At 65.2% G+C, this 19336-nt stretch carries 21 protein-coding genes; 12 read left to right on the top strand and 9 right to left on the bottom strand.

What is annotated here, in order from left to right; translation table 11 throughout:
- Window positions 1-24: 24 nt before the first annotated feature.
- Window positions 25-1233, top strand: a complete 1209-nt coding sequence (locus LOY42_RS19520; protein ID WP_139673024.1) for a hypothetical protein — start codon at window positions 25-27, stop codon at window positions 1231-1233.
- A gap of 92 nt (window positions 1234-1325) precedes the next feature.
- Here the strand turns inward: LOY42_RS19520 and LOY42_RS19515 are convergent, their stop codons facing one another.
- The 3 genes from LOY42_RS19515 to LOY42_RS19505 all read right to left on the bottom strand — a co-directional run bounded on the left by LOY42_RS19515 (window position 1326) and on the right by LOY42_RS19505 (window position 2651).
- A complete protein-coding gene (locus LOY42_RS19515) occupies window positions 1326-1643 on the bottom strand; it encodes a YgaP-like transmembrane domain (RefSeq protein WP_139673021.1) in 318 nt (105 codons plus the stop codon).
- A gap of 98 nt (window positions 1644-1741) precedes the next feature.
- Window positions 1742-2212, bottom strand: coding sequence for an RNA methyltransferase (locus LOY42_RS19510; RefSeq protein WP_046856681.1), 471 nt, complete (start codon window positions 2210-2212; stop codon window positions 1742-1744).
- Window positions 2213-2285: 73 nt separating this feature from the next.
- Entirely contained in the window at window positions 2286-2651 is a 366-nt protein-coding gene (locus tag LOY42_RS19505) for a YajD family HNH nuclease (protein ID WP_023632486.1), read from the bottom strand.
- A gap of 132 nt (window positions 2652-2783) precedes the next feature.
- Between LOY42_RS19505 and LOY42_RS19500 the strand changes: the two genes are divergently transcribed.
- On the top strand, window positions 2784-3059 hold the full coding sequence (locus LOY42_RS19500; RefSeq protein ID WP_139673018.1) for a hypothetical protein: 276 nt from the start codon (window positions 2784-2786) through the stop codon (window positions 3057-3059).
- Here LOY42_RS19500 and LOY42_RS19495 read toward each other — a convergent pair.
- Together LOY42_RS19495 and LOY42_RS19490 are read right to left on the bottom strand one after the other, a co-directional pair.
- Window positions 3056-3529, bottom strand: a complete 474-nt coding sequence (locus LOY42_RS19495) for a cyclic nucleotide-binding domain-containing protein (protein WP_102681723.1) — start codon at window positions 3527-3529, stop codon at window positions 3056-3058. The two genes, LOY42_RS19500 and LOY42_RS19495, sit on opposite strands and share 4 nt — an antisense overlap.
- An 85-nt stretch (window positions 3530-3614) precedes the next feature.
- Window positions 3615-5657: a S9 family peptidase gene (locus LOY42_RS19490; protein WP_139673015.1), complete on the bottom strand. Its 2043-nt coding sequence runs from the start codon at window positions 5655-5657 to the stop codon at window positions 3615-3617.
- Window positions 5658-5842: 185 nt separating this feature from the next.
- Between LOY42_RS19490 and LOY42_RS19485 the strand changes: the two genes are divergently transcribed.
- Genes LOY42_RS19485 through LOY42_RS19475 form a run of 3 tightly spaced genes read left to right on the top strand, consistent with a single transcriptional unit; the run spans window position 5843 to window position 7673 of the window.
- Window positions 5843-6352, top strand: a complete 510-nt coding sequence (locus LOY42_RS19485; RefSeq protein ID WP_038705608.1) for a hypothetical protein — start codon at window positions 5843-5845, stop codon at window positions 6350-6352.
- 16 nt (window positions 6353-6368) lie between these two features.
- Window positions 6369-7142 (top strand): class II glutamine amidotransferase, encoded by a 774-nt coding sequence (locus LOY42_RS19480; protein ID WP_038705609.1) that lies wholly within the window; start codon window positions 6369-6371, stop codon window positions 7140-7142.
- Between the two features lie 9 nt (window positions 7143-7151).
- On the top strand, window positions 7152-7673 hold the full coding sequence (locus LOY42_RS19475) for a DUF2937 family protein (protein WP_102684379.1): 522 nt from the start codon (window positions 7152-7154) through the stop codon (window positions 7671-7673).
- A gap of 37 nt (window positions 7674-7710) precedes the next feature.
- Here the strand turns inward: LOY42_RS19475 and LOY42_RS19470 are convergent, their stop codons facing one another.
- Window positions 7711-8622, bottom strand: coding sequence for a LysR family transcriptional regulator (locus LOY42_RS19470; RefSeq protein ID WP_139673012.1), 912 nt, complete (start codon window positions 8620-8622; stop codon window positions 7711-7713).
- Between the two features lie 129 nt (window positions 8623-8751).
- Between LOY42_RS19470 and LOY42_RS19465 the strand changes: the two genes are divergently transcribed.
- The 4 genes from LOY42_RS19465 to LOY42_RS19450 are packed head-to-tail and all read left to right on the top strand — an operon-like array spanning window position 8752 to window position 12455.
- Window positions 8752-10038 carry an MFS transporter gene (locus LOY42_RS19465; RefSeq protein ID WP_102684381.1) on the top strand — a complete coding sequence of 429 codons (1287 nt, stop codon included), beginning with the start codon at window positions 8752-8754 and terminating at the stop codon, window positions 10036-10038.
- Between the two features lie 10 nt (window positions 10039-10048).
- Window positions 10049-10828, top strand: a complete 780-nt coding sequence (locus tag LOY42_RS19460) for a 5-oxoprolinase subunit PxpA (RefSeq protein ID WP_110697951.1) — start codon at window positions 10049-10051, stop codon at window positions 10826-10828.
- On the top strand, window positions 10825-11520 hold the full coding sequence (gene pxpB / locus LOY42_RS19455) for a 5-oxoprolinase subunit PxpB (RefSeq protein WP_111531794.1): 696 nt from the start codon (window positions 10825-10827) through the stop codon (window positions 11518-11520). The genes LOY42_RS19460 and pxpB overlap by 4 nt, the downstream gene beginning before the upstream one ends.
- A complete protein-coding gene (locus LOY42_RS19450) occupies window positions 11517-12455 on the top strand; it encodes a biotin-dependent carboxyltransferase family protein (RefSeq protein ID WP_139673009.1) in 939 nt (312 codons plus the stop codon). The genes pxpB and LOY42_RS19450 overlap by 4 nt, the downstream gene beginning before the upstream one ends.
- Before the next feature lie 106 nt (window positions 12456-12561).
- Here the strand turns inward: LOY42_RS19450 and LOY42_RS19445 are convergent, their stop codons facing one another.
- The 3 genes from LOY42_RS19445 to LOY42_RS19435 all read right to left on the bottom strand — a co-directional run bounded on the left by LOY42_RS19445 (window position 12562) and on the right by LOY42_RS19435 (window position 15864).
- A complete protein-coding gene (locus LOY42_RS19445; protein WP_139673006.1) occupies window positions 12562-13740 on the bottom strand; it encodes a VWA domain-containing protein in 1179 nt (392 codons plus the stop codon).
- Between the two features lie 13 nt (window positions 13741-13753).
- The gene (locus LOY42_RS19440) at window positions 13754-14599 is read right to left on the bottom strand and encodes a MoxR family ATPase (protein WP_023629931.1); all 846 of its coding nucleotides are present in this window, start codon (window positions 14597-14599) and stop codon (window positions 13754-13756) included.
- 191 nt (window positions 14600-14790) lie between these two features.
- A complete protein-coding gene (locus tag LOY42_RS19435) occupies window positions 14791-15864 on the bottom strand; it encodes a DUF748 domain-containing protein (protein WP_139673003.1) in 1074 nt (357 codons plus the stop codon).
- A 134-nt stretch (window positions 15865-15998) separates the two neighbouring features.
- Here LOY42_RS19435 and cysK point away from each other — a divergent pair, with 134 nt between their 5' ends.
- From cysK to LOY42_RS19420, 3 genes are all read left to right on the top strand, one after another.
- Complete coding sequence (gene cysK / locus LOY42_RS19430) at window positions 15999-16973, top strand: cysteine synthase A (RefSeq protein WP_258598892.1); 975 nt, start codon at window positions 15999-16001, stop codon at window positions 16971-16973.
- A 156-nt stretch (window positions 16974-17129) separates the two neighbouring features.
- The gene (locus LOY42_RS19425; RefSeq protein WP_046856670.1) at window positions 17130-18065 is read left to right on the top strand and encodes an aspartyl/asparaginyl beta-hydroxylase domain-containing protein; all 936 of its coding nucleotides are present in this window, start codon (window positions 17130-17132) and stop codon (window positions 18063-18065) included.
- 382 nt (window positions 18066-18447) lie between these two features.
- Complete coding sequence (locus LOY42_RS19420) at window positions 18448-19329, top strand: DMT family transporter (protein WP_139673000.1); 882 nt, start codon at window positions 18448-18450, stop codon at window positions 19327-19329.
- Window positions 19330-19336 lie beyond the last annotated feature (7 nt).

The raw sequence follows: 19336 nt of genomic DNA, 5'->3' as shown, positions 1-19336 counted from the left end.
CGCGCGGCTACAAGGAGTTTCGTTATGCGTCGCCCGCTGTTGATGGCGCTTGGCCTGCTGCTCAGCACTCAGGCGCTGGCCAGGAAAGTCGATCTGGATTATCAGGTCCGCCTGTTGCCGCAGAGCGGCCAGGCCGAGGTGCGCCTGACACTTGCCGACGGCAGCGTGGTGCGCAGCCTGGACTTCGACCTGGGCAAGGCTGGTGTCTACAGCGACTTTCTCGCTGATGGCCAGTGGCAGTTGCAGAACGGGCGCGGTGTCTGGCACCCGGCGTCAGGCAAGACCAGCCTCAGTTACCGCGTGCTGCTCGACCAGCAACCGAAGGGGGGTGTGCATGAAACCCGCATGACCGCGCACTGGGCGCTGTTCCGTGGCGATCAGTTGGTGCCGCCGGCGCGCCTCGACCAGCAGGACGGCACCGAGCTGGTGTCGCGTCTGACCTTCGACCTGCCGGCCGGCTGGAAGAGTGTCGAGACCGCCTGGCCGCGCATCGGTCGGCAGAAATTCCGAATCGATGACGTGTCGCGCCTGTTCGACCGCCCCACCGGTTGGGTGCTCGCCGGCAGCCTGGGCAGCCGCCGTGCGCGCCTTGGCGACACCGAAGTGACCGTCGCCGCGCCGCAAGGGCAGGGCATGCGCCGCATGGACACCTTGACCCTGTTGACCTTCGTCTGGCCCCAGTTGCAGGCGGTGTTTCCACGCAACCCGCCCAAGTTGCTGCTGGTCGGTGCCCGCGACGAGATGTGGCGTGGCGTGCTGCCAGCCAACAATTCCTTGTACTTGCACAGTGGCCGGCCGCTGATCAGCGAGAACGGCAACAGCCCGCTGTTGCGCGAACTTGTGCAATTGTTCGCCCAGATCAACGACCGCGATGGCAGCGACTGGCTCGGCGAGAGCCTGGCCGACTATTACGCTAGCGAGCTGCTGCGGCGTGCTGGTGGCATGAGCGACGACCGTTACGAGGCATTGCAGGCGCGCTTGCACAAGCTAGGCGACAAAGTGAATCATCTCAAGGGTGCCAAGGCCAGCCCGGCCCAGGTGGCCCGCGGCGTGCTGCTGTTGCAGGCGCTGGATCGCGAGATCCGCCTGCACAACCACGACAAGCGCTCGCTGGACGATGTCGCCCGGGCCCTGATGCGCCTGTCGAGCGTCAGCACCGAAGAGTTCGTGCAGATCAGCGAGAACGTCCTGGGGCGGCAGTCTGAAGTATTGCAAAGCAAGGTACTGCGCTAGGCGCAGGATTTGTCGCGGGCAAGCCCGTTGCCACGACCCCGGACATCATTTTGAACGCCGGCTCGTGGGAGCGGGCTTGCCCCGCGATGCTTTCAACCGCCGGTCACCGTCGCGGTGCGGGTTGCCGCCTCGGCGCTGGCCTTCAGCGCCTTGAGCTCGGCAGCCCCTCGTTCTATATCGCGATGCAGGCGCAGGTACTCGGCGCGATGCCGCAGCCACCACGCCTTGGTCGAACAATGGCCGCTCACGCCACGTGCCAGCGCCAGGCCGCCGACAGCAACCTGCAACATCCCCAGCAGGCCACCGTGGCGCAGCCCCTTGCTGATCATCAACGCGCCCCCAGCCAGGGAGCTGGCGCGCTCCAGGCCATGGACGTTGTGTTCGTGGTGGGGCGAATGGAAATCGAGCATCGGGCAGTCTCCTCTGGTCGTTGATAACCAGCAGACTCCATGTGCAATGGCTGCGTTCAGTGAAATTACCCAGGCGTTTGCTACAAATCCGGATCGACTTATTTGAACTTGGGCCCCGACCGCGTATTCAACCCCTTGGCCATGCGGTCATACAGCACCACATTCACCGTCGCCGCCAGGTTCATGCAGCCCTGGGTCGGAATGTAGATGGTCTCTTCGCACCAACCGCGCACGTCTTCGCTCAGCGAGCCATCCTCTGGTCCGAAGATGTAGATCGCCCGGTCCGGGTGGGTGTATTCGGGCAGGGGACGCGCACCGTCCACCAGTTCCACCGCCACCGGCGTACAGCCCAGGGGGATGATGCGCTGCAGGTCGTCGATGCCGATCAGCGGGATGTCGTAGTGCACGCGCTTGGTATCGGTGACGAAATCCCGGGCGCGCTCATAGCGCTTGCCGGTGTAGAACACCGAATTGACCCCATAGCAGCCGGCCGCGCGCATGACCGAACCGACGTTTTCGGCGGATTTGGGGTTGAACAGGCCGATGCAGCTGTACCGTTTGTTCGCCACGTGTCGGGGCCCTTCGCAAAAAAAAGAACGCGATTATACGGGCTCGCCGACACGGCGGGGCGGGAATCGACGGTCAGTCCTTCTTCATCAGCGCGGCCAGGCCGGCAAACGGGTTGTGGGTGGCCACGGCGACTTTCGGCGTGCTCAGCGAACCTTCGCTGAAGTACTGTTGATCGGTGTAGCGGGCGTGCTCGTTGTCGTGGCAGTACAGGCACAGCAGCTCCCAGTTGGAGCCGTCCTGGGGGTTGTTGTCGTGGTTATGGTCGCGGTGATGCACGGTCAGTTCCGACAGGCGTTTGCCGGAGAACTCGCGGGTGCAGCGACCACAGACGTGGGGGTACATCTTCAGGGCCTTGTCGCGATAGCCCATTTCCTTGTCGCGCTTGGCGTCGGCGAGGATACGGTCGAGGCGGGCGGTGGCGTCGGAGGTGGAACTCATGGTGTTACCTTTCTTCTAATCAGGGCAATGACGGTTATGTTCTTGAGTCTAGCGCGCCAGTCGGGCGGGCGGACAGGCAAAAATGCGCCGTTGGGCATAGCCTGTAGGAAGGTTTCTGACAGGAGGCTGCAGATGTTGCATGCGATCCTCGCCGCATTGTTGCTTGGCGCAGTGCCGTTGGCCGACGCTGCAGGTCAGCAGCGGCCGCTCACGACCGCCCCGGGGGCACCGGGGACGCCGACGCCGACACCCTACCCGCAGATCACCCCGAGCACGCCGCCCAAGGCCGGCGCCAACCGGCCCGGCGCGCCGCTGCTGCCGCCCATGCCGGTGCCGGGGCCGCCGAAGGACCAACCGTTGCCGGGGTTGAACCAGGATCCGCCAAAACCGCCGCCCAAGCGCGATTAGACCTGCTGTGCCAGGCGCTGGCCATCCTGCATCCGCAAGCGCCGTGAAAGCGCCACGGCCAGGGCGCGAATGATCCGGGCGGCAATGCGCGGCGCGTCGGCGAGCATCTTCTCCAGCGAGTCCTTGCCCAGGGTCAGCAACTGGCAGTCGCTGGCGGCCACGCAGGTGGCCGAGCGGCGCTCGCCGTCGAGCACGGCCATCTCGCCGAAGGCTCGGCCCTTGCGCAGGGTAGCGATTTCCACCTCGGCCCCGTTGCCGTCGGTCTTGCGCACCGAGACCACGCCACGGTGGAGGATACACATGAAGGTACCGGCGTCGCCTTCGCTGAACAGGGTCTGGCCTTCGCTGACGGCGGTGAGGCTGAAATAGCCGGCGGCGGTGACGAAATCGCTGGGTTGCAGGGTGTCGAACAGGCCGCAGTCCATGAGCATGTCGCGGATTTCGGCGTTCAGGTGCTGGGTGTCGGGCATGTGTTGTTCTTCTTCGAATGTCTGGAAAGCGCCGCGGTCGCACAATCAGTGGCCGTGGCGCTTGTGAGACAACGAAAATCGCGTTTTACGCCACGCCCAGCTCATTGAAGACGAACGCATACTCCAATGCCACGTCGCGCAGCCCCTGGTAGCGGCCGCTCATGCCGCCGTGGCCGGCGCCCATCTCGGTCTTGAGCAGCAGCAGGTTGGCGTCGGTCTTGCGCGTGCGCAGGCGCGCCACCCACTTGGCCGCCTCCCAGTACTGCACACGGCTGTCGTTGTAGCCGGCGATCACCAGCATGGCCGGGTACGCCTGGGCCTTGACGTTCTCGTACGGCGCGTAGGCCTTGATCCGCGCATATACCTCCGGCTCCTCGGGGTTGCCCCATTCGTCGTACTCGGTAACGGTCAGCGGCAGCTCGGGGTCGAGCATGGTGTTGAGCACATCGACGAACGGCACTTCGGCGATGGCGCAGCGGAACAGTTCGGGGCGCAGGTTGAGCACTGCGCCCATGAGCAGGCCGCCGGCACTGCCGCCACTGATGGCCAGGCATTCACGGCGGGTCACGCCTTCAGCGATCAGGTGTTCGGCGCAGGCGATGAAATCGTCGAAGCTGTTGTGCTTGTGTTCCTGCTTGCCGGCCCGGTACCAGGCTTCACCCAGCTCGCCGCCACCGCGCACATGGGCGATGGCGAAGGCCACGCCACGCTCCAGCAGGCTTAGGCGGGCATGGGAGAACCACGGATCGAGGCTCTCGCCGTAGGCACCATAGCCGTAAAGATAGAGGGGCACTGTCTTGCCTTCGTCGGCGCGGCGACGCACCAGGCTGATCGGTACCTGCGTGCCATCCTTGGCTACCGCCCACAGGCGCTGGCTGACGTAGTCGTCGGCGTCGAACGCGCCGAGCACCGGGGTCTGCTTGAGCACCTGCTGGATGCCTGTGGCCAGCTCCAGTTGACGCACCTGGGCCGGGCGGTTGAGGGCTTCGTAGCGCAGGCGGATGCGCGAGCTGGCGAATTCCAGGCTGTCCTGCACGTAGAGGCTGTAGGCGGCATCCGGCAGTTCGACGCGGTAGGCCGGCAGGCCTTGCGGGCGCACTTCGATGATCGGCAGGCCGCCTTCGCGCAGGCTCAGGGACAGCGCCGAGGCATTGAGGCTGACGCCTTCGAGCATGATGTCGTCGCGGTGTGGCACCAGCACCTGCCATTGCGCACGGGCCGGCACGCTGTCTGCCGGCGCATGGAACAGGGCGAAGTTGATACCGTCCTGGTTGCTGCGGATGAACCAGCGCCATTGACCGTCGAGCTGGCCATGGTCGGGGAAGTATTCATGGCCTTCGACCCGTGGCGCCAGGCAGGTGAAGTCGGCATGCGGCGTGGCCGCATCGAGCACCCAGGCTTCGCTGGTGGTCTTGCTGTTGAGCAGCAGCACCAGTTGGCGTTCGGAGCTGGCGCGGTAGCAGTGCAGGAAGAAACGTCCGTCGGGCTCTTCGAATACGGTGGTGGCCGCGGCCTCGCCCAGGGTGTGGCGACGCAGGCGCCAGGGGCGGTGGGTGTCGTCGAGCTCGGCAAAGAACAGCGTCTGGCTGTCGTTGGCCCAGGTCATGCTGCCGTCGCAGTCGTCGAAGGGCAGGGCGCTCAGCGCGCCGCTGGCCAGGTCCTTGACGTACAGGGTGTAGACCTCGTCGCCGCTGGTATCCAGGCTGTAGGCCAGCAGCCGGTGGTCGGGGCTGATGCTGAAGGCGCCGAGGGAGAGGAAACCGCCGTTCGCCAGCGCATTGGGGTCGAGCAGCAGTTCCTCGCGGCTTTCATCCACCGTATTGCTGTCGTCAGCCGGGCGCGGGCAGCGGTAGTGGCGCGGGTACTCGTCGCCGGCGGTGGTGCGGGTGTAGTAGAGGTACGGGCCCCAGGGCGAGGGCAGCGACAGGTCGGTCTCGAGGATGCGGCTCTTGATCTCTTCGAACAGTTGCTCGCGCAGCGGCGCCTGGCCGGCCAGGCAGGCTTCCTGGTAGGCGTTTTCCTCGGCCAGGTAGGCCAGCACCTCGGGCGTGTCGCGGTCCTGCAGCCAGGCGTAGGGGTCGTTGCCGTCGGCTTGACGGGCGATAGGGGCGGGAAGGGTCAGGGGCATGGGTGATCTCATCGATTGTGGACCCCATCGCGGGGCAAGCCCGCTCCCACGCCTGATCGAGGTCTGAACGTGGGAGCGGGCTTGCCCCGCGAAGGGCCGCTGCAGGTCCCTTGCGGTGCGGGGGCAGCCTGCGCCGGTAAAAGTGTTTATCATAGGCGTCTCTTTGCCTGGCTTGCACCAACACCATGACCGAACACGACTATACGCTGGCCTGGGGCCTGTACGCCGTTGCCGCCCTGGGCTGCCTGCTGGTGGGTTTCAAGCTGACCGGCTGGATGTGGCGCTGGCTGCGCGAGCCGCTGCGGGTGATCATCGCCGTGCTGCTGTTCGCCCCGACCATCGTCGACCCGGTCAAGGAAAGCTTCGCCCCGGCCATCGCCATCACCGCGCTGGACCTCGCCTTCAAGGTCGGCAACAACGCCTGGCGCGCAGCCTCGGACCTTGCCATGTACGGGATGATCGCCTTTGCCCTGTACTTTGTCTTCGTGCTGATCCGCTGGCCGCTGGAAAAGCGTGCCCGCGAACGCCGCGCCCAGCGTGAGGCCGCCGCCCAGCGCCAGGCCAAGGAAGAGGAAGAGGTCGTGGCTGACGCTTCCCTGGCCGCCAATCGTCACGACCGCTACCGCGACGATCCGCCACCGGCCCCCGTGCGCCGCTCCGGCCCCGGGCAGGGCCGCGTCGAACCCCGTCTGTAAGCCAGGAGCCGCGAACATGTGCGAACTGCTGGGCATGAGCGCCAATGTCCCCACCGATATCGTCTTCAGCTTCACCGGCCTGATGCAGCGCGGCGGGCGCACCGGCCCGCACCGCGATGGCTGGGGCATCGGTTTCTACGAGGGGCGCGGCCTGCGCCTGTTCCAGGACCCGGCGGCGAGCAGCGAGTCCGAGGTGGCCAACCTGGTGCAGCGCTACCCGATCAAGAGCGAAGTGGTCATCGGCCATATCCGCCAGGCCAATGTCGGCAAGGTCTGCCTGTCCAACACCCACCCGTTCGTGCGCGAGCTGTGGGGCCGCAACTGGTGCTTCGCGCACAACGGCCAGCTGGGTGACTTCGCCGGCCAGCGCACGTTCTACCGACCGATCGGCGATACCGACAGCGAGGCCGCCTTCTGCGACTTGCTCAATCGTATCCGCGAGGCCTTCCCCGAACCGGTGGAAGCCGAGCAGTTGCTGCCGGTGCTGGTCGAAGCCTGCGCCGAGTACCGCGGCAAGGGCGTGTTCAACTGCCTGCTCAGCGACGGCGACTGGCTGTTCTGCTTCTGCTCGACCAAACTGGTGCACATCACCCGCCGCGCACCGTTCGGCGCGGCGCGGCTGAAGGATGTCGACCTGATCGTCGACTTCCACACGCAAACCACCCCCAACGACGTGGTCACGGTGATCGCCACCGAGGCCTTGACCGAGAACGAGACCTGGAACCGCTACGAGCCGGGTCAATGGGGGCTGTGGCGCCACGGCGAGTGCGTCGCCCACGGCCAGAGCTAAGGACGCTCCATGTTCAGAAGTTACCTGCGTTTGCTGTTGTTCACCTTCGGCCTGCTGGCCGGTCTCCAGGTGCCCGGGCTGGTCAAGGACTACAGCCAGCGTGTCGAGGCGCACCTGCTCGAATCGCGCCAGGCCCTGGACGGCTTCCGCCAGACCGCGCAGCGCTTCTTCAACGGCGACCTGCAGGCGCTGGTGCGGCATTACCGCGGCAGCGACGATCCGGTGTTCAACAGCGATGCCAACAGCATCGAAAGCCTGCTGATCCGCAACCAGGCGCTGGAGCATGAATGGCAGGCCCTGCAGGGCTCGTGGGTGAGCCGCACCTGGCATGTGCTGGTGCAGCCGGAGCCGACATTGCGCGAGGAGACGCTCAAGGGCTACAGCTACCAGATCCTGCTGGTGCCCGAGGCGATCGGTTGGGGGATCGGCAGCGGGTTCGTGCTGGCGTTCGTGGTCGAGAGCCTGTTGCTGGTGATTGGCTGGGTGATCCTCGGTGGGCGGCGCAAAGTGGTGAAGGAAAGCTGGCGGTGATGCTGTTGCTGCCCTGATCGTCGGCAAAGGCGACCGTTCAGACCAGCACGATCCGTTGCCCGCCCACATCCCGCGCATAGCGCTCCAGCACTTGCCGGCACACATCGACGATCTCGCCCACCAACGCCACGCCGGTCTGCCAGGCTACCACCAGCTCCAGGCTCGGCGGTGGCTGCAAGCCGTCCAGCAACACCAGCTCGCCCCGGCTCAGTTCGCCATCGACCAGTGCCGGTGGCAGCGCGCCGATGCCGAAACCGTCGCGCAGCAGGCGGGTGATCGCCGCCACCGAGTTCACGCAGTTCAGGCGTGGCGCCTCGGCCCCGGCTGACTGCAACAGGCTGAGCACTTCCTGGTGCGGTCGTGAATTTTTCGAGAAGGTGACGATGCGTTCGCGGGCCAGCTCCGCCAGCGAGGCGTAGGTGCGGTGGTGCGGGGAGCCTGCGGCGACGATCCAGCCCATCGGGTAGCGCGCCAGGTCCTGGCTGCGGATCGACTGCTCGCGCAGCAGGTCGGTCTGCAGGATCACGTCGAGAAAGCCTTTTTGCAGCTGTTCGCGCAGGTTCAGCGCGGTATCGGCCACCAGCTCGATCTCCACCTGCGGGTAGCGCTCGCCCAGCTCTGCCACCAGCGCGCTCATCCAGGTATGGATGACGGTGTCCATGACCCCCAGGCGAATGCGCCCGGTCTTGGCGCGGTCGCTGTCCAGCGACTGCTTCATGGCCTTGGCGGTGTCGAGCATGCGTTCGGCATATTCCAGCACCTTGGCGCCCTCGGGGGTCAGGCTGACCCCGCGCGAATCGCGCAGCAGCAGTTTCACGCCCAGGTCGGCCTCCAGCGCGGCGATGCGGCTGGACACCGAGGCCTGGGTGGTGAACAGCTTCTCGGCGGTAAGGCGGAAGCTCTTGAGCCGGGCGACCCAGACGAAGGTTTCGAGGAAACGAAGGTTCATGATCAGTTTTTCTTGTTCCAGACCGGCGGATTTTCTCGTTGGACGTGCCGGGCGCGGCCTCTGAACATGGTGTCCAGGCCGCGACGCCCGACGTCGCCCATAGAACAATACCAACAAGCCGAGGCAACCATGAACCCGACCGGCGTGCAGCAGCAGGCCCCCGCCCGAACCTCGAGCGGCCCTTTCGCCTGGTACCGCGACATCGACTCCCAGCAACGACGCACCTTCTGGAGCTGCAAGATCGGCTACGGCCTGGACGGCATGGACACCCAGATGCTGAGCTTCGTCATCCCCACACTGATCATGCTGTGGGGCATCAGCACCGCCGAAGCCGGATTGATCCATACCAGCACACTGATCGCTTCGGCCTTGGGCGGCTGGATTGCCGGCATCCTCTCCGACCGTATCGGCCGGGTACGCACTCTGCAGTTGACGGTGCTGTGGTTTGCTTTTTTCACCTTCCTCTGTGGCTTCGCGCAAAGCTATGAGCAGCTGCTGATCGCCCGCACGCTGATGGGCTTCGGTTTCGGCGGGGAATGGACCGCCGGCGCGGTGCTGATCGGCGAGGTGATCCGCGCCCAGGATCGCGGCAAGGCGGTAGGCATGGTGCAGTCGGGCTGGGCCATCGGCTGGGGCCTGACCGCCATCCTCTACGCGCTGCTGTTCTCCTGGCTGCCGGCCGAGCAGGCCTGGCGCGCGCTGTTCCTGCTCGGGCTGCTGCCAGCGATCTTCGTGATCTTCGTGCGGCGCCTGGTCAAGGATCCGGAGGTCTACCGCGAGGCCAAGGCCGCCGAGACGGTCGCGGCGCCCTCACACTTCTACGAGATCTTCGCACCCGGCATGCTGTGGACCACGATTCGCGCTTCGCTGCTGACTACTGGTGCCCTGGGCGGCTACTACGCCATCACCTCGTGGCTGCCGACCTTCCTCAAGAACGAGCGCGGCCTGAGCGTGCTGGGTACCGGCGGCTACCTGGCGATGGTCATCGTCGGCTCCTACATCGGCTATGTGGTCAGCGCCTACCTCTGCGACCTGCTGGGGCGCCGGAAGAACTTCATCCTGTTCGCCGTGGGCTCGTTCGTCATCGTCCTGCTCTACACGCAGCTACCGGTCAGCGACAACGTGATGCTGTGGCTGGGCTTCCCGCTGGGCTTTTTCGCCTCGGGCATCTTCAGCGGCATGGGTTCGTTCCTCACCGAGTTGTTCCCCACCCGTATCCGTGGATCGGGACAAGGCTTCTGCTACAACATCGGCAAGGTCATCGCGGCCATGTTCCCTTTGCTGATCGGCCTGCTCGGCGAGAAAGTACCGTTGGGCCTGGGGATTGGTGCCTTCGCCGCGGTGTCCTACGGTGTGGTGATCGTGGCCGCGCTGAGCCTGCCGGAAACCCGCGGCAAAGCGCTCCAGGCACGCTAAGGTAGGCATCATGAACATTGATACGGAGGTCCGCCAGGTGAAACGCCTGCTACTCAATTGCGACATGGGCGAGAGCTTCGGCAACTGGCGCATGGGCCAGGATGCCAAGGTCATGCCGTTCATCGACTGCGCCAATATCGCCTGCGGCTATCACGCCGGCGACCCCGGCACCATGCGCCGCACCGTGGCCCTGGCCCTGGAGCACCGGGTGGCCATCGGCGCGCACCCGGCCTACCCGGACCTGGCAGGCTTCGGCCGCCGCTCCATGGCCTGCAGCAGCGACGAGATCCGCGACCTGCTGCACTACCAGATCGGTGCCCTGGACGGCATCTGCAAGGTGCTCGGCGCACGGGTGGCCTACGTCAAGCCCCATGGCGCGCTGTACAACGACATGATGGCCAACCCGGCCATCCTGCGTACAGTGCTCGAGGCCGTGGCGGCGTTCGACAGCGGCCTGCCGCTGATGCTCATGGCCACCGCCGACGACAGTGCCGCCCAGGCCCTGGGCGACGAGATCGGCGTGCCATTGTGGTTCGAAGCCTTTGCCGACCGTGGCTACACCGCCAGCGGGCACCTGATGTCGCGACGCCTGCCGGACGCGGTGCACCATGACCCGGCGCTGGTGGTCGAGCAGGCCTTGCGCCTGGCCAAGGGCGAGGCCCTGGTGGCCGACGACGGCAGCGAAGTGCGGTTGAACGCCAGCACCCTTTGCGTGCATGGCGACAACGATGGCTCCGTGGCCGCGGTACGCCAGATCCGCCAGGCTCTCGACGCGCTGGAGCAGGCATGACCCCACGAATCGAAGTGGTGGCCGTCGACAGCCTGATGGTGCGGCTGTTCGATGCCATCGATGAAGGCAACATGCCGTGGATCCTTGCCGCCAGCCAGCGCTTGCGGGACGCTTTCGGCCAACAGTTGATCGACCTGGTACCGTCCTACACCACGCTGATGGTGCAGTTCGACCTGGCGCCGGGCGAAGGGCGCCAGCGCATCCTGCACGCACTGGAGGGCCTGCGGCCCGATGCCGGCAATAGCGGGCGGCGGCATGAGATCCCGGTGTGGTACCACGCCAGCGTCGGTCCCGAGTTGCCGGTGCTGGCTGCGCGCAGTGGACTGAGCGAAGCCGAAGTGATCGAGGTGCACTGTGGCCGTGATTACCCGGTGTTCGCGCTGGGGTTCGCTCCGGGTTTCGGCTTCATGGGGCTGGTCGACGAGCGCCTGGCCACACCGCGCCTGAGCACCCCGCGCAAGCGTGTGGCAGCGGGCAGTGTCGGCATCGCCGAACGCCAGACCGCCGCGTATCCGGCGGTGTCGCCGGGCGGCTGGAACCTGATCGGCCGCACGCCGGTGCGCCTGTTCGATCGTGAAAGGGATGGCTACAGCCTGCTGCAACCGGGCGACCGGGTGCGTTTCGTGGCGGTCGGGCACGCCGAGTTCATCAACCTGGGCGGTGATGACAGCCCGCTGGAGGCCCAGGCATGAGCGAGTTGAGGATCGAGGCCAGCACCGCGCTGTGCCAATTGCAGGACGCCGGGCGGTTCGGCGTGCGTCACCTGGGGGTGACCCAGGGCGGCGCGCTGGACTGGGTGGCGATGCGCTGGGCCAACTGGCTGCTGGGCAATGCCCTGGACAGCGCCGTGGTGGAGATTGCGCTTGGCGGCTTCAGTGTGGTTGCCGAGCAGGACTGCGTGCTGGCGCTGGCCGGGGCCGACCTGGATGCGCAAGTCGACGGGCAGGCCGTGGCGCCCTGGACCAGCTTCAACCTCGGCAAGGGCCAGCAGCTGACGCTGCGTCAGCCTCGCCAAGGGGTACGTGCTTATCTGGCCGCGCCTGGCGGGTTCGTGGGCGAGTCGGTGCTGGGGAGTTGTGCCACGGTGGTTCGGGAAGCGCTGGGCGGGGTTGACGGCCAGGGCCGGGCGCTGGTGAAAGGGGAGTTACTGCATGCGGCTGAAGCCATCGCGGGGCAAGTCGGGGCGCCGAATCGCCGCTCCCATGTGCCCGAAACGTTGCGGCCGGTGTATGCCGAGAAGCCGGTATTGGATCTGGTGATGGGCGCGCAGATCGGTAACTTCGGCGGCACCAGCCTGTTCGAGGCGTTCAACCGTGACTGGACGCTGGACAACCGTGCCGACCGCATGGGCATTCGCCTGCTCGGGCCGCAACTGGTCTACCAGGGCGCGCCGATGATCTCCGAGGGAATCCCGCTCGGCGCCGTGCAGGTGCCGCCGGACGGGCAGCCGATCGTCCTGCTCAACGACCGGCAGACCATTGGTGGGTATCCACGGCTGGGGGCGCTGACACCGCTGGCGCTGGCGCAATTGGCGCAGTGCATGCCGGGCGCGACGATACGGTTCAGGGCGGTGGTGCAGGACGAGGCGTGGCGCGAGCAGCAGGCATGCTTGCGCTGCTGGGGTTGAGTCTGCCGGCACCATCGCGGGGCAAGCCCGCTCCCACGCCAGACCTGCAAATGCGCAAGTGGTGGGAGCGGGCTTGCCCCGCGATGAGGCCAGTTCGGTCAATAGATTACTTGGACAGGTAACGCATCCCGTCTTCCAACCCCTGCAGCGTCAGCGGGTACATCTTGTCCTCGATCAGGTCCCGCACCAGATGGGTCGAGGCGGTGTAGTCCCAGGCCTGCTTCGGATACGGGTTGATCCAGATAATCTTCCTGAATTTCTCCATGAAGCGCTGCATCCACACGTACCCGGCCTCTTCGTTCCAGTGCTCGACGCTGCCGCCGGGCTGGGTGATCTCGTAGGGTGCCATGGCCGCGTCGCCGACGAAGATCACTTTGTAGTCGTCGCCGTACTTGTGCAGCAGGTCGAAGGTGGAAAAGCGCTCCGAGGTGCGGCGCAGGTTGTTCTTCCACACCGACTCGTAGACGACGTTGTGGAAGTAGTAGTACTCCAGGTGCTTGAACTCGGTCTTGCAGGCCGAGAACAGTTCCTCGCAGACCTTGACGTGGGCGTCCATCGAGCCGCCGATGTCGAACAGCAACAGCAGCTTCACCGTGTTGCGCCGTTCGGGGCGCATCTGGATGTTCAGCAGGCCGGCGTCACGGGCGGTGTGATCGATGGTGCCGTCGATGTCCAGCTCCTCGGCGGCGCCTTCGCGGGCGAACTTGCGCAGCCGGCGCAGGGCCAGCTTGATGTTGCGAGTGCCCAGCTCGACCTGGTCGTCAAGGTTCTTGTACTCGCGCTGGTCCCAGACCTTCACCGCCTTGCCCTGGCGCTTGCCGGCCTCGCCGACGCGGATGCCCTCGGGGTTGAAACCGCCGGAACCGAACGGGCTGGTACCGCCCGTGCCGATCCACTTGTTGCCGCCGGCGTGGCGTTCCCTTTGCTCCTCGAGGCGCTTCTTGAATTCCTCGATCAGCTTGTCCAGCCCGCCCAGGGACTGGATCTGCGCGCGCTCCTCGTCGGTGAGCGAGCGTTCGAACTCCTTGCGCAGCCACTCGTCGGGGATCAACGCCTCGATATGCCGGTCGAGGTTTTCCAGGCCCTTGAAGTAGGCGGCAAAGGCGCGGTCGAACTTGTCGAAGTGCCGCTCGTCCTTCACCAGGATGGCGCGGGCCAGGTAGTAGAAGGCGTCCATGTCGGCGAACACCACGCCCTTCTGCAGGGCATGGTGCAGGTCGAGCAGTTCGCGTACCGATACGGGTACCTTGGCCGCGCGCATTTCATTGAACAGGTTGAGCAACATGGCCCGGCTCCCGTCAGCGGTTGCCGCGCCGGCTCATGAAGGCCAGGCGCTCGAGCAGCGTCACGTCCTGTTCGTTCTTCACCAGGGCACCGGCCAGCGGCGGGATGGCCTTGGTCGGGTCGCGTTCGCGCAGCACCGCCTCGCCGATGTTGTCGGCCATCAGCAGCTTGAGCCAGTCGACCAGCTCGGAGGTGGAAGGCTTTTTCTTCAGGCCCGGCACCTTGCGCACGTCGAAGAACACGTCCAGTGCCTCGCTGACCAGCGACTGGCTGATGTTGGGGTAGTGCACATCGACGATCTGTTGCAGGGTGGCGCGGTCGGGGAAGGCGATGTAATGGAAGAAGCAGCGGCGCAGGAAGGCGTCAGGCAGCTCCTTTTCATTGTTGGAGGTGATGATGATGATCGGGCGCTGCTTGGCCTTGATGGTCTCGTCGATTTCGTAGACGTAGAACTCCATCTTGTCGAGTTCCTGCAACAGGTCGTTGGGGAACTCGATGTCGGCCTTGTCGATTTCGTCGATCAGCAGGATTACCCGCTCGTCGGCCTCGAAGGCCTCCCACAGCTTGCCTTTTTTCAGGTAGTTGCGCACATCGTGGACCTTGTCCACGCCAAGCTGCGAATCGCGCAGGCGGCTGACCGCGTCGTATTCATACAGGCCCTGGTGGGCCTTGGTGGTCGACTTGATGTGCCAGGTGATCAGGCGTGCGCCGAAGGAGGCGGCCAGCTGTTCGGCGAGCATGGTCTTGCCGGTACCCGGCTCGCCCTTGACCAGCAACGGGCGCTCCAGGGTGATGGCCGCGTTGACCGCCAGCTTGAGGTCATCTGTGGCGACGTAGTCGCGGGTGCCTTCGAACTTCATGAACCGATCCTCTGGGGTGGCTGGCTGGCGTCATTGCGGGCAGACCCACTCCCTGTGGGAGCTGGCTTGCCGGCGATAGGGCCGGCCCAGGCAATACATGTTTATTGATGTGTCAGCGACTATAACGCCACGCCCGACGCGTGAAAACGGAGACCGGGTATTCAGTCCCTGAATGGTCCGTCACCCAGGGATCAGTCGGATTTGGGCGCGGGCTGCTCGTAGCGTGCGTTGAACGCCTGGATGAAGCCGTTGCGCAGGATCTGCAGAAATGCCTCGAAGGCGCTGATGTCCTGCTGGTGCACGCTGCCGCTGAGTTCCACGCGAGTGGCGAACTGGTTCTTCGGCTGGTTCTTGAGCACGGTCTCGGTAGCCCCCACCAGTGCCTCCCACACCGAGCGCAGGAAGCCCTTGTCCTTGTCTTCCACGTCCTGCTGCCAATTGAACACATCGACATCGCGCAACAGCGGCTTGATGTAGCCCTTGAGCCGGCCGTTCTCGGCCTCGGCCTCGATCACCACATCGCCATGCCCGGCATTGAAGTCGAACTTGCCGTAGGCACTGGCGAAGTCGTTCAGCCGGCGCAGCTCGATGCCGGTGGCGCGCAGGCGGAGCTGGAAGTCGTCGAAGTCGCTGAAAGGGTCGAAGGTAGCGCGGCTTTCCACCTTGGCATCGCCCAGCAGCAGCGCCGTCCCGTCGAAGCGGGCATCGCGCCGGCCCTTTTCGTCGCGCACGTTGGTCAGGTTGCGGATGCTTGCGTCCAGCCGGGTGGCCTTGAGGTCCACCGGCGGTCTGGAATTGAAGTTGCGGAAGGTGAGGGTGCCTTGTTCGATGCGCACATCGTTCAGGGTGATCGGCAGCAGCTTTTCCAGTTGCTGGCGCCAGTCGGTGCCTTGGCCGGTCTGAGAGTTCTGTTTGTTGCCGCCGTCGACGAAATTGAGTTCAGGGCGTACGAAGGCCACTTCGGCGACCACGGCACGGTCGTACCAAAGCGAGTGCCAGCTCACCGACAGGTCGATCAGCGGCGCTTCGAGCAGCGGCACCGGCACCTTGCCGCTGACCTTGACGATCTTCAGGCCGTTGATCTGATAGGCGCCACGCCACCACGCCAGGTCGACGTCGCGGACCTGGCCGCGGTAGTCGCCCATGTCTGCCAGTTTGTCGTTGAGGTAGTCACGCACCAGGTAAGGCAAGGCCAGGTGCAGGGCCACCAGCAGTGCGACCAGGCTGGCGAAGCCGAGCAGTGGCCAGCGGTAGCGCGCTTTCATCGGGTTTCTCCACGGGAGCATGTGCGGTTGACCGCAGGCCGTTTCGTCGAGTTCGAACGGGCTTTACGCTCACCGATTGCAGGCTTACCCTCAGGGTTTTCCCTGCACTTTTTTCCTGTTCAAGGACCGCCGCCATGAGCCGTATCTACGCCGACAACGCCCATTCCATCGGCAACACGCCGCTGGTGCAGATCAACCGCATCGCCCCGCGCGGGGTGACCATCCTGGCCAAGATCGAAGGACGCAACCCGGGCTACTCGGTGAAGTGCCGGATCGGCGCGAGCATGATCTGGGACGCCGAGGACAGCGGCAAGCTCAAGCCAGGCATGACCATCGTCGAACCCACCTCGGGTAACACCGGTATCGGCCTGGCCTTCGTCGCCGCCGCCCGTGGCTACCGCCTGGTGCTGACCATGCCCGACTCGATGAGCCTGGAGCGGCGCAAGGTGTTGAAGGCGCTGGGCGCCGAGCTGGTGCTGACGGACAAGGCCAAGGGCATGAAGGGCGCCATCGAGAAGGCCAACGAAATCGTCGCTTCCGACCCGGCGCAGCACTTCCTGCCGGGCCAGTTCGACAACCCGGCCAACCCGGCCATTCACGAGAAGACCACCGGCCCGGAAATCTGGATCGACACCGATGGCGCGGTCGATGTGCTGGTGGCCGGGGTCGGCACTGGTGGCACCATCACCGGGGTGTCGCGCTACATCAAGCACACCCAGGGCAAGCCGATCCTGTCGGTGGCGGTGGAGCCGGTGAACTCGCCGCTGATCAGCCAGACCCTGGCCGGCGAGGAGCTCAAGCCCACCCCGCACAAGATCCAGGGCATCGGTGCCGGCTTCGTGCCGAAGAACCTCGACCTGTCGATCGTCGACCAGGTCGAGACGGTGACCGAGGACGAGTCCAAGGCCATGGCCATCCGCCTGATGCAGGAGGAGGGCATCCTCTGCGGCATCTCTTGCGGCGCGGCCATGGCGGCGGCGGTGCGCCTGGCCGAGAAGCCGGAGATGCAGGGCAAGACCATCGTGGTGATCCTGCCGGATTCGGGCGAGCGTTACCTGTCGAGCATGCTGTTCAGCGATCTGTTCACCGAGCAGGAAAACCAGCAGTAAGCGACACGCTGCACGCCGCAAGTCGAGGGCATGTCCGTATTGACGCGGATCAGCTTGGGCTTGCCGCGTGCAGCTTCTGGCTTGCAGCTGCTCCTGATGGGTTTATGATGTCCGGCTATCTGGGGATGGCCTGATTTCCCCTCCAAGGAGTGTTGCATGACCTTTTCCTTCGTCGCCAAGGCCGGTGTCCTGCTGGTGTTCTTCGGCAGTGTGCTGTTCGTGCACCTGCGCGGCAAGGCACGCCTGCCGGTGCTGCGCCAGTTCGTCAACCATTCGGCGCTGTTCGCCCCTTACAACAGCCTGATGTACCTGTTTTCCGGCGTACCCTCCAAGCCGTACCTGGACCGCCAGCGCTTCCCCGAGCTGGATGTGCTCAAGGACAACTGGGAGGTGATCCGCGAAGAGGCCATGCGCCTGTTCGACGAGGGTTACATCCGCGCGGCGGAAAAAGACAACGACGCCGGCTTCGGTTCGTTCTTCAAGAAGGGCTGGAAGCGCTTCTACCTGAAGTGGTACGACAAACCGCTGCCTTCGGCCGAAGCGCTGTGCCCGAAGACCGTAGAGCTGGTCAGCAGCATCCCCAACGTCAAGGGCGCGATGTTCGCCCTGTTGCCCGGCGGCAGCCACCTGAACCCGCACCGCGACCCGTTTGCCGGCTCCCTGCGCTATCACCTCGGGCTGTCCACGCCGAACTCCGACAACTGCCGCATCTACGTTGATGGCCAGCCCTACGCCTGGCGCGACGGCGAGGACGTGATGTTCGACGAGACCTTCGTGCACTGGGTCAAGAACGAGACCGAGGTCACCCGCGTGATCCTGTTCTGCGACGTCGAGCGCCCGCTCAACAGCCCGCTGATGACCCGCATCAACCGCAAGGTCAGTGCCTTCCTCGGCCGCGCCACCGCGCCGCAGAACACCGATGACGAGCGTGTCGGCGGGATCAACCAGGCCTATGCCTGGAGCAAGCGCTTCAGCAATGTCATCAGCACCCGGGTCAAGCAGTTCAAGCGTGCCAACCCCAAGGCCTACCGCGTGCTGCGTCCGGTACTGGCGGTTGTCGTCGCCTACGCCCTGTACCACTGGTTGTTCTGATCCGGTTGAGCAGGCCTGCTTTCGCACCTTGTGCAAGCAGGCTTGCCCCGCGATGATTCCCCCGCTATATTCCGAAACACTCTCTTCCCCGAAGACCTGTTCATGCCAGCCATCCCTTCCACCACCGCTTACGTTCTCGCGCCTGTCGCGGGCGTGGTCGTGCGTGGCAGCCAGCAGCCGGCCATGATCAGTCACTATCCACCACCTGTCAGTGGCGTGGTAGGCGGCGTAGCTCCGCCTCCTTGCGCAGTCGTGGTGCTGGGCTGACCGGCCGCTGGCCGCTCCCCACCGCACTCGCAACCTACTGAACACGGTCGGCTATCCCCGCAAGTCGCGATAGGCCCTCCGTACGGCTCATTTGCCCGTATACAGGTGGCAATACATGTCTGTCCTCAACAAAGCATCCGTGGCCTCGGCGGCCACGACCAGCCTGTTCGTCCTGCTGTGGAGCAGCGGGGCGATCGTCTCCAAGCTTGGCCTGGCCCAGGCCAGCCCCTTCGCCTTCCTGCTGCTGCGTTCGGCCCTGGCGCTGTTCGGTCTGCTGTTGATCGGTCCGTTGCTCGGATTACGTTGGCCACGTACCCGGGGCGGCATTGTTCGCGCCCTGGGGACCGGCTGCGTATTGCTCGGTGCCTACCAGATCTTCTACCTGCTGGCGCTGAACACCCACGTTACTCCCGGCGTCATGGCCACGGTCATGGGCGTGCAACCGATCCTGACCGTGGTGCTGATGGAGCGTCAGCGGTCCTGGAGCCGATTGTTCGGCCTGGGGCTTGGCCTGGGCGGCCTGGTGATGGTGGTCTACCAGGGTATCAACCTGGGTGGGGTATCTCTCGCCGGGATGCTGTTCGCCCTGCTGGCGCTGGCCAGCATGACCTTGGGCTCGATCCTGCAGAAACGCATTACCGACAACCCCATGGGCACCTTGCCCTTGCAATACATGGCGGGCTTTGCAATGTGCGCGGTGTTCGCGCCGTTGCAGCCGCTGCACGTCCAGTGGAACGCCAGTTTCCTCGCGGCGCTGCTGTGGATGGGGCTGGTGGTTTCGCTGCTGGCCACGCTGCTGCTGTACCGGCTGATCGCAAGGGGCAACCTGGTCAATGTCACCAGCCTGTTCTACCTGGTGCCGGCGGTCACGGCGGTGATGGATTTCATCATCTTCGGCAACCGCCTGGCGCCCCTCAGTCTGCTGGGGATGGGACTGATCGTGATCGGCTTGCTGTTCGTGTTCCGTAAACCTGCCTTGCGCACGGCCGAGGCCTGAGTCAACT

Origin of the sequence: Pseudomonas sp. B21-023, from assembly GCF_024749165.1 — a bacterium.
Lineage (GTDB): Bacteria > Pseudomonadota > Gammaproteobacteria > Pseudomonadales > Pseudomonadaceae > Aquipseudomonas.
This window is presented reverse-complemented; position numbering and strand designations above follow the sequence as displayed.